Below are 15,069 nucleotides of genomic sequence, written 5' to 3'. Positions count from 1 at the left end.
TTATCTTAAAATTACTGTTCCATCTTTAAAATCATCAATAATTGCTAAAGATTCAACACGATATCCTCTATTTTCAATTAGTTTCCGTCCATCTTGAAATCCCTTTTCAACTACGATTCCAACCCCGGCAACTGTGGCTTTAGCTTGATTGACAATATCGATCATTCCTAAAACAGCTTGTCCATTAGCTAAAAAATCATCTATAATTAAAATGTTATCATCTTCACTTAAATATTTTTTACTCACTATTGCATCGTAATCAATTCCTTTAGTAAATGAATGTACTTTAGAACTATAATAATGTGTACTTGTTGTTTTTGCAGTACCTTTTTTTGCGAAAACCACTGGTGCATCATCAAATTCAAAAGCTGTTGCTAAAGCAATTCCGATTCCTGAAGCTTCAATTGTTAATATTTTATTAATATTAGAATCTTTATAGCGCTCTTTAAATTCTTTGGCAATTTCACGATATAACGAGCAGTCGATTTGATGGTTCAAAAAACTATCAACTCTAAGTATATTGGGCATAATTACAATACCATCTTTTAAAATTCTTTGTTTTAATAATTCCATGTATTAATCCTTCCTATTCAATGACAATTTTTCTTTTAAATCAAAAGATTTGCGTTCATTTGGTAATTTTATAATAAAGGTTGTCCCCACATCAACTTGTGAAATAACATCAATATTTCCATGATGTAAATCAATAATAGATTTAACAATTGATAACCCCAGTCCATTGCCTTCAACTGAACGAGCTTTATCTTCACGATAAAATCGTTCAAATATATGCGAAATAACTTCTTTTGACATTCCATGTCCTGTGTCCTCTATCGAAACTTCAACTTCTCTAGAAGTTTTTTTAATTCTTATCGTAATCAATCCACCGTTATCAGTATATTTGATTGCATTTGAAATAATATTTATCCATACTTGTTCTAATCGCTGTTCATCACCGCATACCATGATATCCTTTCGAGGTTTCTCAAATTCAATCTCAATATCCTTTAAAATCGCCTGGTTTTCTTGAGTTGAAATTACCCTTGATAATTGTTCAACAATAGAAAAAGTCGTAAACTCTAATTCAACTTCCTCACGTTCTAAAAGAGTTAATTGTAACATATTTTTTGATAACGTTGACAAACGTTTAGAATGAAATAAAATAATATCAGCATATTTTTGACGTTGTTCTTTTGGTAAATCTTCCTCTTTTAAAATATTAGCAAATCCCTGAATTGCAGTTAATGGTGTTTGAAATTCATGAGAAATATCTGATATAAACTTTTGTCTAGTTTCCTCTTGCTTAGCTAACTGCTGAGCCATTTGATTAAACCCCTGATTTAACCTTGATATCTCATCATCACCAACATAATTTACTCGTACACTATAATTACCTTTAGACAGCTCCTTAGTTGCATTGGTTAGACGTGTAATTGGTTTAACAATAATATCAGCAATCGCAATAAATACTAAATTTCCTGATAAAAACACACATCCTAAAATAAGTACAGCTGAATTTGCAAAAATACTTTTTTCATAACTTGTATCTTTCTGAACATAAACATATACATCCATGTCTTTTATATTCGTCTTACTACCATATGACTGAATACTTTTCTGTTCAGCATAACAGCCATTTTTACTATCATCATAATAATATTTAACCATCGTCTCTTTAGATGGAGCATATTTATTACCACCATATGTATAATATCCATAACTTGGTGAATATAGTGTAATGTTAACTTCTGAACTAACTGCATACTGATTCATGATATCATTAATATTAGCATCCTCTAGACTATTTAAAATCCCTACAACGTATTCACTTGTCGCACTCAACTCATTCTGTGCCATATCTGCAATTTGATCATAATTACTTCTTAAAGCTACATATCCGGCAACTGAAAAGCTAAAAACTATGGTAATTAAAAAACCACAAATTAATTTACCATAAATAGATTTCATCATTCAACTTCTACCTTATATCCAAGCCCTCTTACGGTAACAACTTTAAAGCCTGGTAAATGACCTAAATTTTCACGAACTCTTTTTATATGTACATCAACGGTACGATCAAAACCATCATAATCCATTCCCCATATTTTTTCAATTAACTGTTCGCGGCTAAAAATTTGATCAGGATGTTTAGCTAACTCAAATACTAATTCAAATTGTTTTAATGGTAAATGAATTGTTTCTTCATGATAACGAATTTCATATTTTTCTCCATCAAATTCAACTTCATTTAATTTAATGATATTTGACGTATTTACACTATATCTTTTTAACACTGCTCTTACACGAGCCATCAATTCAGTAGGATCAAACGGTTTTACTACATAATCATCAGCCCCTACTGAAAAACCACGGAGTTTATCTTTACTTTCACCTTTAGCTGTCAACATGATTACAGGAACATCTTTGAACTCCTTTAAATTCTCAACTAGCTCAAATCCATCCATTACTGGCATCATGACATCAATAATTCCCAAATCAACATATTCATTTTCAAAAATTTCTAACGCTTCTTCACCATTACTGGCTTCTAACATTTCAAAACCTTCTTTATTTAAATAAAATCCAATCAATTCCCTAATATCCTTTTCATCATCAACTACCAATACTCTTGGTTTCATATAAACACCTCAATTCATTGTAAGATTATAACATAATTTATATTGTAAATATAGTCAAACCCCAAGTAAAAAAGCAGAAAACTATAGTTTTCTGCTAGTTGAATTTAATTGAAGTAATTACCTCACTATCATCCTTACTATTAACAAACTCAATTGTTACATTGTCACCCACTTTAGCTAACGGGAAACGATTACTCAAACTAATATCACCAATAAATACGGTTTCATTACCTTCGATTTTAAAATAATAAGTACTATTTCCATCAATAACAGCTTCATTGATAGCCGTTATTGCGCCAGTTAATTTATGCGTCTTAAAATCACCAGCATCCGTCTTTTTACCATTTGATTCAAGCAAAGCATAATATGCTTGTTCAGCTTGGGCTACACTATCGCCAGTTGCAACTATTTGATAGTTCTCAACACTGACAAAAGCATATTTTTTAACAAGATTAGCATCATCTTTTAAAGATAAGAAATAAGTCGGTTGTCCTCCTGCATTAATCAAAATCGGGAAAGTTGCTTTATACTTGAGATTTTGAACCTGTCCTTCAGCAGAAGACATTGCAGAATACTCCTCAGCTCCTGAAATATTATAATATTTTCCTTCTTTAGTTCGTAAATTGATCATTGCAAACCCTACATTAGAAGCATCTTTAGAAACTGATGTTAAACCTGTATATAAATACACATCATCATTAATAGCAACATAGTTATAACCATCAGTTGGACGTAATACTCCCTTTTGAGAAAGTAACGTATTAATATAACCATTTGTAAATTTTCCATAATTTTCCAACTGGCCTAAAACCAATTCTGCCGGATATGCCCGATCCACCCATTCAGGAACTTTTTTAATATCATAATACTGATGATCACCATTAATTGCATTTACAAGCACTGCACCAGTTATATCTTTACCACCAAAAATTCCAATCTTATAATCATAAACAGGAGCAATCCAGTATGGTGTTCCTTTTTCATCAACCTCAAAAGCAAGGGTATCAAACATCAAAGCTGGATAATTAGCCCGTAAATGACGTTCAATCTTTCTTCCAAAATGTTCTGATTTAGAATATTTCATTCCTTCTTTCAATTTAACAACTTCTGATTCTTGAGTTACCATATTCACTCGAATATATGCAGGTAGTCCATCCCCACGATTAGTAAACCATTTAATCAAATCACTATATTCAAGAGGTGTTACTCGATAAGGATTATCATTATAATTGATTTGTTCATATGATTCATCAACCTCAAATTGAGAAACATAGTCAACCATTTGCCCCATCTTACGATCCCCTAGTTTAATTGCGCTGTCACGATCAACAACTGGAATAGACTGATATGAAATAGTTTTATTATCCTCAAAGAAATCAGCTTTTTTGTCTAATGTTAACTGTTTTTGATAACTTTTAGCATTAAATATTGTTGAACTAGCAAAAGTTCCTCCAACTACATAAATAACTAATCCACCTGTAATAATCAAACTGTATTTCATAACTTTATTAAAACCACGGCAAAAAGAAAAATATAACAAATTAAAAATAATTAATAAAAAACAAACATATATAATAAATTGCGGGGCTCTAATATTTAATGGTATCAATAATGCATATTCACTGATTAAAGCAATAACTAAAGTAATTACGAAAGCTTTGATAAAAGCTCCTTTCCCTGATTTATTAACTACATTGTTTTGATGACTGTGCGAGGCAAATCCTTCAATAAAATTTGCAAATATTTCATTAATTTTATTCATTTATAAGCTCCTTTAGATCTTCGATTAATTTTGGCAGCATCTCAATATCATCTAATTTTGCTCCACTTGCTAGAGCATGTCCGCCACCATTATACTTTTGTGCAAGCTTATTAACTTCTATATCACGTGATCGAATACTGATACGCCAATTATTATCAGCAGTATTTTCAGTTACTGCTAACCATATTTTATATTCTTCAATACCTGAAAGAATATTGACAAAATCAGATCCTCGTTCTCTACTTATTCCTAAACTTTTTAAATCTTTATCCTTTAAAACATAGTAAGCAATACCACCATCAAATTTATAATTATTTAAAATAAACTTATTAACTTCAAGATCCTTGGCTTTTTTTAGATAAATACGATTATATATTTCAACTATATCAATTCCTGTCTTTAACAAAACACTTGCAACTTCAAATGTTCTAGCATCCGTACTTTTAAACAAAAATCTAGAAGTATCACCAATAATTCCTAAATATAAAGCTGCCGCTCCATCCCTAGATATTTTTAAAACAGAATTATCTTTAAAAAGCTGAGCAACTAATTGACTTGCAGAACTAGCTGTACTATCTTCATAATTTAAATCCCCATAACTATCTACAACTATATGATGATCTATTTTAATAATTTCTTTACATTTTATATAGCTGTCATCATCAATTCTTTCTCTATTAGCGGTATCTAAAACTATCCCTAATATCTCATTGTTATAATCAACTGCATCATCATTAAAGTCTACTGTATATTTTTCTACTAATTCTGAGCTAAAATCACCACAAACATAAACTTTTTTATTAGGATATGTTGTTTTTATCATATCATAAATACCAAGCTGACTACCAAAAGCATCAAAATCAGGATTAACATGACGATAAATTGCAATATAGTCATATGATTCAATTTTTGCAATAATATTTTGATCCATTTTCTCACTCCTTATAATACAATCAACTATAACATATTTTATTGTAAATATAAATAAAAATGACATAAAGAAAAAGCTATTGAAATAAATATTCAATAACTTTTTAATTCTTTATAATCCTAGTACCCTTATTGTATCACGAGCAATCATAACCTCTTCATTAGTTGGAATGACATAAACATCAACCTTAGAATACTGATGTGAAATCAGCCGGTTTTCTTTACTTCTCATCTCATTAGCTTCTTCATTTAAGAAAACTCCTAATGCTCTAGAAACATTATCGATTATTAAACGACGTAGATAAGATGCATTTTCACCAACACCTGCAGTAAAGGCAATTGCATCAACCCCACCCATTTCAACAAAGTAACTTCCAATAAATTTAGACACGATCCGTGCATATAATAATCCAGTTAATAACGCTCGATCATCTCCAGTTTTAAATAAAGCATTTTCAATATCACGTGAATCTGAAGAAATACCAGAAATACCTAACATTCCAGATTTTTTATTGTAAATATCTAATATTTCATCAGGGCTTTTATTTAGCTTTTTACATAAATAAGGCATTATTGAAGGATCTACATCACCACAACGTGTTCCCATCATCACTCCTGCCAGTGGTGTAAAGCCCATTGAAGTATCAATACACACTCCATCTTGAACAGCTGAAATACTTGCTCCATTTCCTAAGTGACAAACAATGATTCTAGAATGTTTAGGGTTCCCTAACATTTCCCTTGCAACTTGTGAAACATATTTATGGCTTGTTCCATGAGCTCCGTATTTACGTACTTTTAAATCCGTATAATATTCTAATGGTAAAGGATATAAATATCTTTCTCGATCTAATGTTTGATGAAAAGCAGTATCAAAAACAAACACATGCTCTACCCCAGGTAATGCTTTTTTAAAAGCATTATAACCAATGATATGTGCAGGGTTATGTAGTGGTGCTAATTCTGATAACTCTTCAACTTTAGCAACAACTTCTTCATCTGCTTTAACCGAATCATTAAAATATTCTCCACCATGAACAATTCGATGTCCACAAGCTTCAATCTCGCTTAGACTGTTTACTACTTTATGATCGATCAAAGCATCTAATAACAACTGTACTGCTATACTATGGTCATTGATTGGACATTGTTTAGTAAACTTTTCACCATTATATTTCATTTCAAAGTTACCTTGTTCTAAACCAATTCTTTCTACTAGTCCAGAAGTAATAACTTCTTCACTTGGCATATTGATTAACTGGAATTTCAATGAAGAACTTCCTGCATTTATAGCCATTACTTTTACCATCTATAATTCCTCCTTAGTTCTGTCATATATTAATTGTACCTAAAATATTGATTAAACTCAACATTTTTTGAAAGCACTTCCAACTTTTATTGCTTTTTTTATGTTTTATCCTTTAAAATTTTTATTTATTGACAATTTAAAACCCTAGTCGAGCTAGGGTCTTAAAATAATTATTTTGATTGATTGTAATTAGATGAACTCATTTGAGATTGTCCCATAGCTACTAATCTTTTAGTGATTTCGCCACCTACAGAACCATTCGCACGAGATGTTGCATCAGGACCTAAATTAACGCCAAATTCATTTGCAATTTCGTATTTCATTTGATCAATTGCATTTTGAGCTCCAGGAACAACTAATTTGTTTCTGCTAGAGTTATTTTGTGACATATAGTTTCACCTCCTGACACATATATTTTGTGTTATAAATTTTAAATTATACATCTTAGTAAAAAATATTTAAAAAATTTTTTTGAATCACTCTTAATAATTAAAACCCTAGATTTTCTAGGGTTTTATCATCTATTTAGATTGATTATAACGACTTGATGAAGTCATTTGTTTTTGTCCCATCTCAACTAATCTTTTTGTAATTTCGCCACCGACAGAACCGTTTTCACGAGCAGTTGTATCAGGACCTAAATTAACGCCAAATTCGTTTGCAATTTCGTATTTCATTTGGTCAATTGCATTTTGAGCTCCAGGGACAACTAATTTGTTTCTACTAGAGTTATTTTGTGACATATAGTTTCACCTCCTGACACATATATCTTGTGTCAAAGTTAAAAACTTATACATCTTTTTTTAAAAAATTTCAATATTTTGCTTATAAGTATTATTTACTACAATTTCCTCATCATTTTCAATACATTCTTCAATCAATTTTTCAAAATCAAATTCTTTTTCAAAAGATTCAGCTTTATAACTTTTAGGTTTTGTCGCAGGTGCTTTAGGCGTGAAAATTGTACAACAGTCTTCATGAGGACGAATTGAAATCTCATAAGTATCAATTTTATTTGCAATATCAATAATTTCTAACTTATCTAAACATAAAACTGGTCTCAATACTGGAATTTTAACAACCTCATTAATTACCTGCATACTATTTAAAGTTTGTGAAGCAACTTGACCGATACTTTCACCATTAACTAAAGCTAAACAATTATTTTTATTAGCTATTTTTTCACTAATACGATACATCATTCGTCGCATTACTGTCATCGCATAACTTTCATCACAATGATCATAAACCGCCAATTGCAATTTAGTAAAATTAATAACGTGTACCTTAATTTGTCCATGCGTATAATGTCGTAATTTATCAACTAGATCAAAAACTTTTTCACGTGCTAATTCATTGGTATATGGTGGTGCAGCAAAATGAATACATTCAAGATCAACACCACGTTTTAAGGTCAAATAACCAGCTACTGGTGAATCAATTCCTCCTGACATCATTAATAAAGCTTTTCCTCCAACCCCAACAGGATAACCACCAGCTCCTTTAATAATATTATCCATAACATAAATTGCATCATATCGAATTTCAACAGTTGCTAAAATTGCAGGTTTATGAACATCAACCTTTAAATTTTTTGTTGTGTGATGAAAAACATATCCTGCAATTTCTCGATTTATATCTTGAGAAGAACCTGGAAAATTTTTATCTGATCGCTTAGTATTAATTTTAAAAGTATTTCCTTCATTGCTTTCAATTATTTGCAAAACTGCTTGTTTGACTAATTCAAGATCTTTTTCCAGCTTATAAGCTACCGAAAAAGAATAAATACCAAAAACTGTTTTTAATTTATCACTTACTTCTTGATGATTAGTACCATTCAAAATAATATACATCCGATCATGTTGTAAATCATAATTTAATTGTTTAAAATCACTTAAAATTTCTTTTGTGTTTTTTAAAAGACGATTTGTAAATAATTTACGATTTTTTCCCTTTGTTGTAAGCTCGCCAAAGCGAACTAATATATAATTTGCTTCCATTTTCTACCTCTGCTTTTTTAATTTTACCAAACTTTCTTCTAAATAGTAACAAAACTGATCAATATCCTCTTTACTAGTATGCTCGCCAAAGCTGATTCTAAGCGCACTTGATGCAATCGCATCATCTAAATGCAATTGTGCCATAACTCGTGAAATATTGCTTGTTTTAGAAGAGCAGGCACTACGCGTTGAAAGATAAATTTCTTTAGTTTCTAAATCATGTAAAATAACCTCTGGTTTATAACCGGGACACGAGAAATTTAAAATCGTTGCAATACAGCAAGTCTCATCACTATTGATTACTATTCCTGGAATTTGTTTTAAACAATTCCTTGTATACTCATTTATCTTCTTTATATGCTGTACTTTATCATCAAAATTTTCTAATGCCAAACGTAAAGTTTTTGCAAAAACAATATTAGTACAAGCATTTGACGTTCCTCCTCGTAACCCAAATTCTTGTTGACCTCCATTTATTAAAGGTACTAATGTAGTTGAGCGTCGCTTAAATAATAAGCCACTGCCCTTTAATCCATAAATTTTATGAGCTGAAAAAGATGCAAGATCAACATCATTTAAATCAATTGGCAATTTTCCCAAAGCTTGAACCATATCAAAATGTAACTTTATCTTATCATGCTTTTTAACAATCTTTTTAATATCTTCAATAGGATTAACAACACCAATTTCATTATTTACATACATGATAGATACTAAGATAGTATCATCCCTAATACTATCCTGCAGCTCTTGTAAAGATATACAACCTCTTTGATCAACTTTTAAATAAGTAACTTCAAAGCCAAATACTTTTTCTAATTCTTTACAACTTTCATGAACTGAGGAATGCTCAATTGCTGTAGTAATGATATGTTTACCTCGATTTTGATATTGAAAGGCAGTTCCTTTAATCGCTAAATTATTTGCTTCACTACCACAACTAGTAAAAACCAATTCATCTTCTTTAACTTTAAATGTTTCACTTAATAATTTTCGTGAATGCTCCATCAAGCGATTAACTTCAATACCTTTATCATATGCTGAATCAGCGTTATAAAAATAATTTTCTAATAAATTTCGGTATGTCGTTAAAACCTCTGAATTTAACGGCGTTGTTGCTACATAATCTAAATATATCATAATAACCCCCTATTTTACTATATGCAATTAAAACACAAAGTCCTACACTGACTTTGTGTTTTTATTAATCAACATCTCATATGAACCAGGATTTATTTTTTCAATAATATCAACAGCAGTAGAAAGTGCTTTAGTATATTCACCATTTCTAAACAATAATTCAGCTTTAGTCAATTCCGTATTAACTTCTAAAAAAGAACTACGAAAACGATTCCCATAAATAATTGCTTCTTCTACCATCTCTGCTGTGACAATTAAATTATGAACATTATCATACAATTTATATATCACATCACGTGCTGCATCAACTTGAACTGATAATCTTTCTAAATCAATTGGCCGACGACGAATAAATTTTAAGATTTCATCTGCTTTTTGATATGAATCATCAATATAATCTTTATACGATTCATTGATCATTGGTAAATGTTTGTTTTTTATCTCAGATTTTATTTCTAATAAAACAATATTTATATTATCTAATTCATCTAAAGCCCTTTTTTCTTGAAGGCGTAATGAATTTTCTAATTCATTATACTTGGTCAAAGCATCATCAAACGGTTGACAGCGAGTTACTAATTCACTAAACTGTTCAATTAAAACACTATATGAGAAATCCTTTGATTCTATAATAGTAGTTAATTTTGATAAATCATCCACAATTAACTTAAATTTTTTATAATCATCATTGATTGTAATATCATAATCAGTAAGTAAATAATTTTGTTGCAATTCATCAAAAGAACTAACAGTACGTTTTAACCCTTCATCTAAGCGTTCAATATGACGATAACAATTATTACGCGCTTCTTCATATTGATTATAAGCAGTCTGCTCTTTTTCCAAATCAGCTCCTAAAGTATTTAGATCTTCGGTCATTACTTCAATAGAAGCACCTACATTTTCTAACATTAAGTCTTTGATTGCTTGAATCGTATTTTCTAAATCAGTAGAAATTTTATTATAACGCACTGAAGCATTTAATTTTTCAATTGAAAAATCTTTTTCTTTCATCACTTCTAAAATCTCATATAATTCTTCTAAACGTTTAGGTATATATTTACGAACAATCGAAATATATGTAGGTAAATCCCGAAGATTAGCAGCTAATAAATCTACATCCTTTTCAATTTTAGAAGCAAATGCTTCAGCTTCATCAAAACGTTGATTATTCATCATATCTTCTAATGAAACGAAACGACTGTCAATATCATTAAAAATAGCAGGAATTGCTGGAACAAAATCCTCAATTTTAAATCGTACAGCAGCAAAATTATCACTAGCAGCTCGATATTTTTCTTTAATCTTAATAATTGCTACCCGCTGAACATTTTCAATTTCTGTAATAACCTCAATCTTCTTTAATAAATCTTGGGCTCTTTTTTCATAGTCACTAATCTCATCTCTTAATTTCACTAATTTACTATGAACCCCAGATAATTTCCGATAAAAAAGTTGTTCATCTATTTCATTGATCAATGGAGCAATATCATTATTTTGATATACATTTAATTCATTAAACTCAGCTTCATATATTTCATATTTTTCAAGTACTTCAGGCATGTTTTTACCAATTCCTTTTACTCTTCCTAAACGGTATTGGATTGGCAAAGTTTTTATCGCATTCATTTGATTTTCAAGCTCTACTATTTCTTTACGGTACATTTTTAATTTAACAACACGATAAACAATTATACATATAATAACTATTAGTACACTTACACATGCAATAATAACATTTTGACTACCAAACTTTTCTAATATATTATCTAAAAATTTCATTTGCACATCCCTCTTTATATACAGCTTACCTATAGTAGTATACCACAACATACTAGTCATGTCTAAATAGAATCTAATAATTTTTACAATACTTTACATTATTTTCATCTATCTTAATATATAGATATAAGGAGGAATTTATTAATGAATAAAAAAATATTAGCACCACTTCGTTCATACAATACCAGACGGGTTTTATATATTTATAATGAGTATCTCGAAATGTTCAAAAAAGCTCATCTGGATATAATCACGATTGGCTCAGTAAGTAAAGATACTCAACAATTTCTTGTTGATAATTGTGATGGTCTATTACTTACTGGGGGATTTGATGTTGATCCAATTTATTATCAAGAAAAAATACACCCTAAAACTAAAAAAGAACTATTTGAATTAGAAGAGTTAGAATTTTCTTTAATCAAAATGTTTAGCAAGCAAAACAAACCGATTCTAGGCATTTGTCGAGGCATACAAACAATTAATATAGCTTTTGGAGGAACACTAATACAAGATCTTGAATCAGATTTTCACATGCAAAAAGAAATGACTGGTTACCATCATCTAGTAAAAACCACAAATAATTCTTTATTAAAAAAATATTTAGGAACAGAATTTATGACTAATTCTTTTCATCATCAAGCAATCGATCAATTAGCTAATGATTTTATTATTAGTGCTAAAACTAAAGATAATGTTATTGAGGGGATTGAAAAAAATAATATTATTGCTGTACAGTGGCATCCAGAAAAAAATAATGATAAAATACAACAAAGGCTTTTAAATTTATTTAAAGATTTGTTGGAGGAAAGATAAATGAAAAGAATTGGATTTATTGGTGTTGGGGTAATGGGTAGAGGAATGGTTTTAAATCTAAGTAAAGCCAATTACGATATTTCTATTTATACCCGTAGTAAAGATAAGATTAGAGATCTTTTAAATGAAAAAATCAAATGGTGTGATAATATTGAACAATGTTGTAAAGATAAAGATATAATTATGACCATGGTAGGTTTTCCTAAGGATGTCGAAGAAGTTTATTTTGGTGAAAAAGGAATCATTAATAGTGCTCAACCAAATACAGTTTTAATTGATTTTACAACTTCAAACCCACTTTTAGCAAATAAGATCTATGAGCAAGCTAAAATAAAAAACTTATTTAGTTTAGATTGTCCGGTTTCTGGCGGAGATATTGGAGCTGCTAATGGAACTCTTTCAATCATGGCAGGTGGCGATAGAGAAATCTATGAGCAGGTAAAACCTATTTTAGAAATTTTAGGTACTAACATTAATTATGTTGGTTCATCAGGTTATGGACAACATACAAAAATGGCTAACCAAATTGCTTTGGCTGGAGCATTAGCAGGAGTATGTGAAGCTATCACTTATGCAAAAAGCGTTAACCTTGATCCTCAAACAATGCTTCAATGTATTTCTAGTGGCGCTGCTGGATCATGGCAAATGAACAATAATGGTCCTAAAATGTTATCTAATGATTTTGAACCAGGATTTTATATCAAACATTATATCAAAGACATGAAAATAGCCAAGGATGTAAATGATGCTAACAACCTTGACCTTGAAATCTTAAATACTGTTTTGAAAATGTTTGAAACTATACAATCTAATGGAGACGGTAACTTAGGAACTCAAGCAATAATTAAATATTACCAAAGATAGTTTTAGCTATCTTTTTGTTTATCTAAAAGATTATTTCTATTAGCAATAAACATTGCTCCAACCATTAAAACCATTGCCATCATCTTACTAAAGTCAAATGGTTCTTGCAATAATAATGAGCCTATATATGTAAACACAGGATTTAATCCTAATAAAAAACTAGTTTTAACACTTCCAATTTCATGTACAGCTCTAAAATAAATCAACTGAATTATTGCAAATCCAATTCCTGAAAATAGAATAAACAATATCCATAACATAATTGAAATATCTCCAAAATTATTTGATTGTGGAAATAAAATAGATATTATTAATAGTTGAATAAAACCATAACTTAAATATTCTAATGTAAAAGTTAAATTATCTTCTTTTTTACAATCATGTTGAATCAGCAGATTACCATAACTATAAAAGATTATCCCCCCAACTAACATCAAATGTCCTAAAGAAAGCTGTTGAACTTTAAAGTTTATCGAAATCAAAAAAGCTATACAAGCAACGCTCATTGCAATTAACTGATTTTTACTTACTTTATTTTTATATAAAACCCAAGCTAAAAGGATTGTAATTAATGGTGCTAATGAATTAATTATTGCATTAGAACTACCACTAATTAAATTTAATCCTTCAAATGTTAAAATAAAATTTATTGTTATAGAAAATATTGCTACTTTCAATCCCAGGAAATCACGTCTTCTTTTAAACTTTACTTTCTTATATCTCATCACAAATAAAATTGCTAATATTGAAAGAAAGACCTTTATTGTCGCTAAATAATATGTTGATACATATTCTAGCATATATCTCATAACTAATACATTACTCCCCCATAAAAAACTTGCGAAAATCAACCAGCCATACATCATATCACCAGTTTTATTATTACCAGTAAAATAACTTTAAAACTAAAAAAGCTGATACATATAATGAAGTGCACCCCATAATTTGTTTATCCAAATTATGGAGGTGCACTTCAAATTAGTTTTATCTGTTTTTTGATCATACTTGTCATATCCCATATGTTCATCAAATTTAGAGTTCAACACATCTTGTAATGTTTTACTTAATAAGTCTTTTAATGCATTAGTTATATCAGTAGATGATGTAACACTATACTCATCAATTTTATATTTAACTATATCTTTTTTACCCATAATAAAAATCCTCCTTTGGTAGTTAATTTAATTCTACCATTGGAGGTTTAGTTTACACAAAATTATTTACACTCTCCTTAATCAGTCAAGTATGTTAATACTTACTGTGTCCAACTTTATGGGTTCACTTCAAAACTATGTACTGCTTTTTTCATGAAAATAATTTATTTAAGACTCTATTACTCTTTTAATTATTAATTAACTGCTATATTAATAACAGCTTCAATAGCTGGTGGTGGTCCACACAAATATCTTTCCTCCATATTAACAACGATACGTATTTTAGCTGTAGTTGTACCTATACCTTTAGGAATAAAATTATCATCCTTGAATTCAACTATATTTTTATTTTCTATCTCTACTTTATACTTAACATCATTAAATAACTTGGAAAGACAATCATTTATTGTTTCTTCGTCATAATCTCCAGTTGATGTACTATCCTCTTTAGCTTCTACATTCCACACTAAATCTTTTATATTCATAGGATGATTTTTCTTTAATTCTAAATTCTCTATTTCTCCAATTATAGTATAATCATGAAGAATACATTGTCTACAATCTTCCTTTTCTTCTAAATCATTATATGCATCAAATTTATTAATAAAAATCATAGATATACCAACACAAATAAAAACACCTAATATTATAATCAATTTTTTATTTTTCAATTTCT

At 29.5% G+C, this 15,069-nt stretch carries 16 protein-coding genes; 2 read left to right on the top strand and 14 right to left on the bottom strand.

What is annotated here, in order from left to right; genetic code table 11:
- From ACLR9T_RS00255 to ACLR9T_RS00205, 11 genes are all read right to left on the bottom strand, one after another.
- Complete coding sequence (locus tag ACLR9T_RS00255; protein WP_413107524.1) at positions 1–573, bottom strand: xanthine phosphoribosyltransferase; 573 nt, start codon at positions 571–573, stop codon at positions 1–3.
- A gap of 3 nt (positions 574–576) precedes the next feature.
- The gene (locus ACLR9T_RS00250) at positions 577–1,971 is read right to left on the bottom strand and encodes an ATP-binding protein (protein ID WP_413107523.1); all 1,395 of its coding nucleotides are present in this window, start codon (positions 1,969–1,971) and stop codon (positions 577–579) included.
- Positions 1,968–2,639: a response regulator transcription factor gene (locus ACLR9T_RS00245; protein WP_413107522.1), complete on the bottom strand. Its 672-nt coding sequence runs from the start codon at positions 2,637–2,639 to the stop codon at positions 1,968–1,970. The genes ACLR9T_RS00250 and ACLR9T_RS00245 overlap by 4 nt, the downstream gene beginning before the upstream one ends.
- Positions 2,640–2,733: 94 nt before the next feature.
- Positions 2,734–4,401: a CvpA family protein gene (locus ACLR9T_RS00240; RefSeq protein WP_413107521.1), complete on the bottom strand. Its 1,668-nt coding sequence runs from the start codon at positions 4,399–4,401 to the stop codon at positions 2,734–2,736.
- Positions 4,394–5,332, bottom strand: a complete 939-nt coding sequence (locus tag ACLR9T_RS00235) for a DHH family phosphoesterase (RefSeq protein WP_413107520.1) — start codon at positions 5,330–5,332, stop codon at positions 4,394–4,396. The genes ACLR9T_RS00240 and ACLR9T_RS00235 overlap by 8 nt, the downstream gene beginning before the upstream one ends.
- 111 nt (positions 5,333–5,443) lie before the next feature.
- Complete coding sequence (locus ACLR9T_RS00230; RefSeq protein WP_413107519.1) at positions 5,444–6,640, bottom strand: acetate/propionate family kinase; 1,197 nt, start codon at positions 6,638–6,640, stop codon at positions 5,444–5,446.
- Between the two features lie 170 nt (positions 6,641–6,810).
- Positions 6,811–7,029 (bottom strand): alpha/beta-type small acid-soluble spore protein, encoded by a 219-nt coding sequence (locus ACLR9T_RS00225; RefSeq protein ID WP_092351663.1) that lies wholly within the window; start codon positions 7,027–7,029, stop codon positions 6,811–6,813.
- Positions 7,030–7,161: 132 nt separating this feature from the next.
- Positions 7,162–7,383, bottom strand: coding sequence for an alpha/beta-type small acid-soluble spore protein (locus tag ACLR9T_RS00220; RefSeq protein ID WP_092351669.1), 222 nt, complete (start codon positions 7,381–7,383; stop codon positions 7,162–7,164).
- A 60-nt stretch (positions 7,384–7,443) separates the two neighbouring features.
- Positions 7,444–8,640, bottom strand: coding sequence for a tRNA uracil 4-sulfurtransferase ThiI (gene thiI, locus ACLR9T_RS00215; protein ID WP_413107518.1), 1,197 nt, complete (start codon positions 8,638–8,640; stop codon positions 7,444–7,446).
- 3 nt (positions 8,641–8,643) lie between these two features.
- The gene (locus tag ACLR9T_RS00210) at positions 8,644–9,780 is read right to left on the bottom strand and encodes a cysteine desulfurase family protein (RefSeq protein WP_413107517.1); all 1,137 of its coding nucleotides are present in this window, start codon (positions 9,778–9,780) and stop codon (positions 8,644–8,646) included.
- A 42-nt stretch (positions 9,781–9,822) separates the two neighbouring features.
- A complete protein-coding gene (locus tag ACLR9T_RS00205; protein ID WP_413107516.1) occupies positions 9,823–11,562 on the bottom strand; it encodes a septation ring formation regulator EzrA in 1,740 nt (579 codons plus the stop codon).
- 144 nt (positions 11,563–11,706) lie between these two features.
- On the opposite strand from ACLR9T_RS00205, the gene ACLR9T_RS00200 reads away from it, so the two are divergent.
- Positions 11,707–12,375 carry a gamma-glutamyl-gamma-aminobutyrate hydrolase family protein gene (locus ACLR9T_RS00200; RefSeq protein WP_413107515.1) on the top strand — a complete coding sequence of 223 codons (669 nt, stop codon included), beginning with the start codon at positions 11,707–11,709 and terminating at the stop codon, positions 12,373–12,375.
- The gene (locus ACLR9T_RS00195; RefSeq protein ID WP_413107514.1) at positions 12,376–13,239 is read left to right on the top strand and encodes an NAD(P)-dependent oxidoreductase; all 864 of its coding nucleotides are present in this window, start codon (positions 12,376–12,378) and stop codon (positions 13,237–13,239) included.
- A 2-nt stretch (positions 13,240–13,241) separates the two neighbouring features.
- Here ACLR9T_RS00195 and ACLR9T_RS00190 read toward each other — a convergent pair whose 3' ends face one another.
- From ACLR9T_RS00190 to ACLR9T_RS00180, 3 genes are all read right to left on the bottom strand, one after another.
- Complete coding sequence (locus tag ACLR9T_RS00190; protein WP_413107513.1) at positions 13,242–14,102, bottom strand: DMT family transporter; 861 nt, start codon at positions 14,100–14,102, stop codon at positions 13,242–13,244.
- 42 nt (positions 14,103–14,144) lie between these two features.
- Entirely contained in the window at positions 14,145–14,393 is a 249-nt protein-coding gene (locus tag ACLR9T_RS00185; protein ID WP_413107512.1) for a hypothetical protein, read from the bottom strand.
- Positions 14,394–14,587: 194 nt separating this feature from the next.
- Positions 14,588–15,064, bottom strand: a complete 477-nt coding sequence (locus tag ACLR9T_RS00180) for a hypothetical protein (protein WP_413107511.1) — start codon at positions 15,062–15,064, stop codon at positions 14,588–14,590.
- Between the last annotated feature and the right edge of the window lie 5 nt (positions 15,065–15,069).

The organism is Thomasclavelia sp., from assembly GCF_047249845.1.
Lineage (GTDB): Bacteria > Bacillota_I > Bacilli_A > Erysipelotrichales > Coprobacillaceae > Thomasclavelia.
The sequence above is the reverse complement of the archived record's forward strand: the minus strand, read 5'-3'. Positions and strand labels throughout refer to the sequence as shown.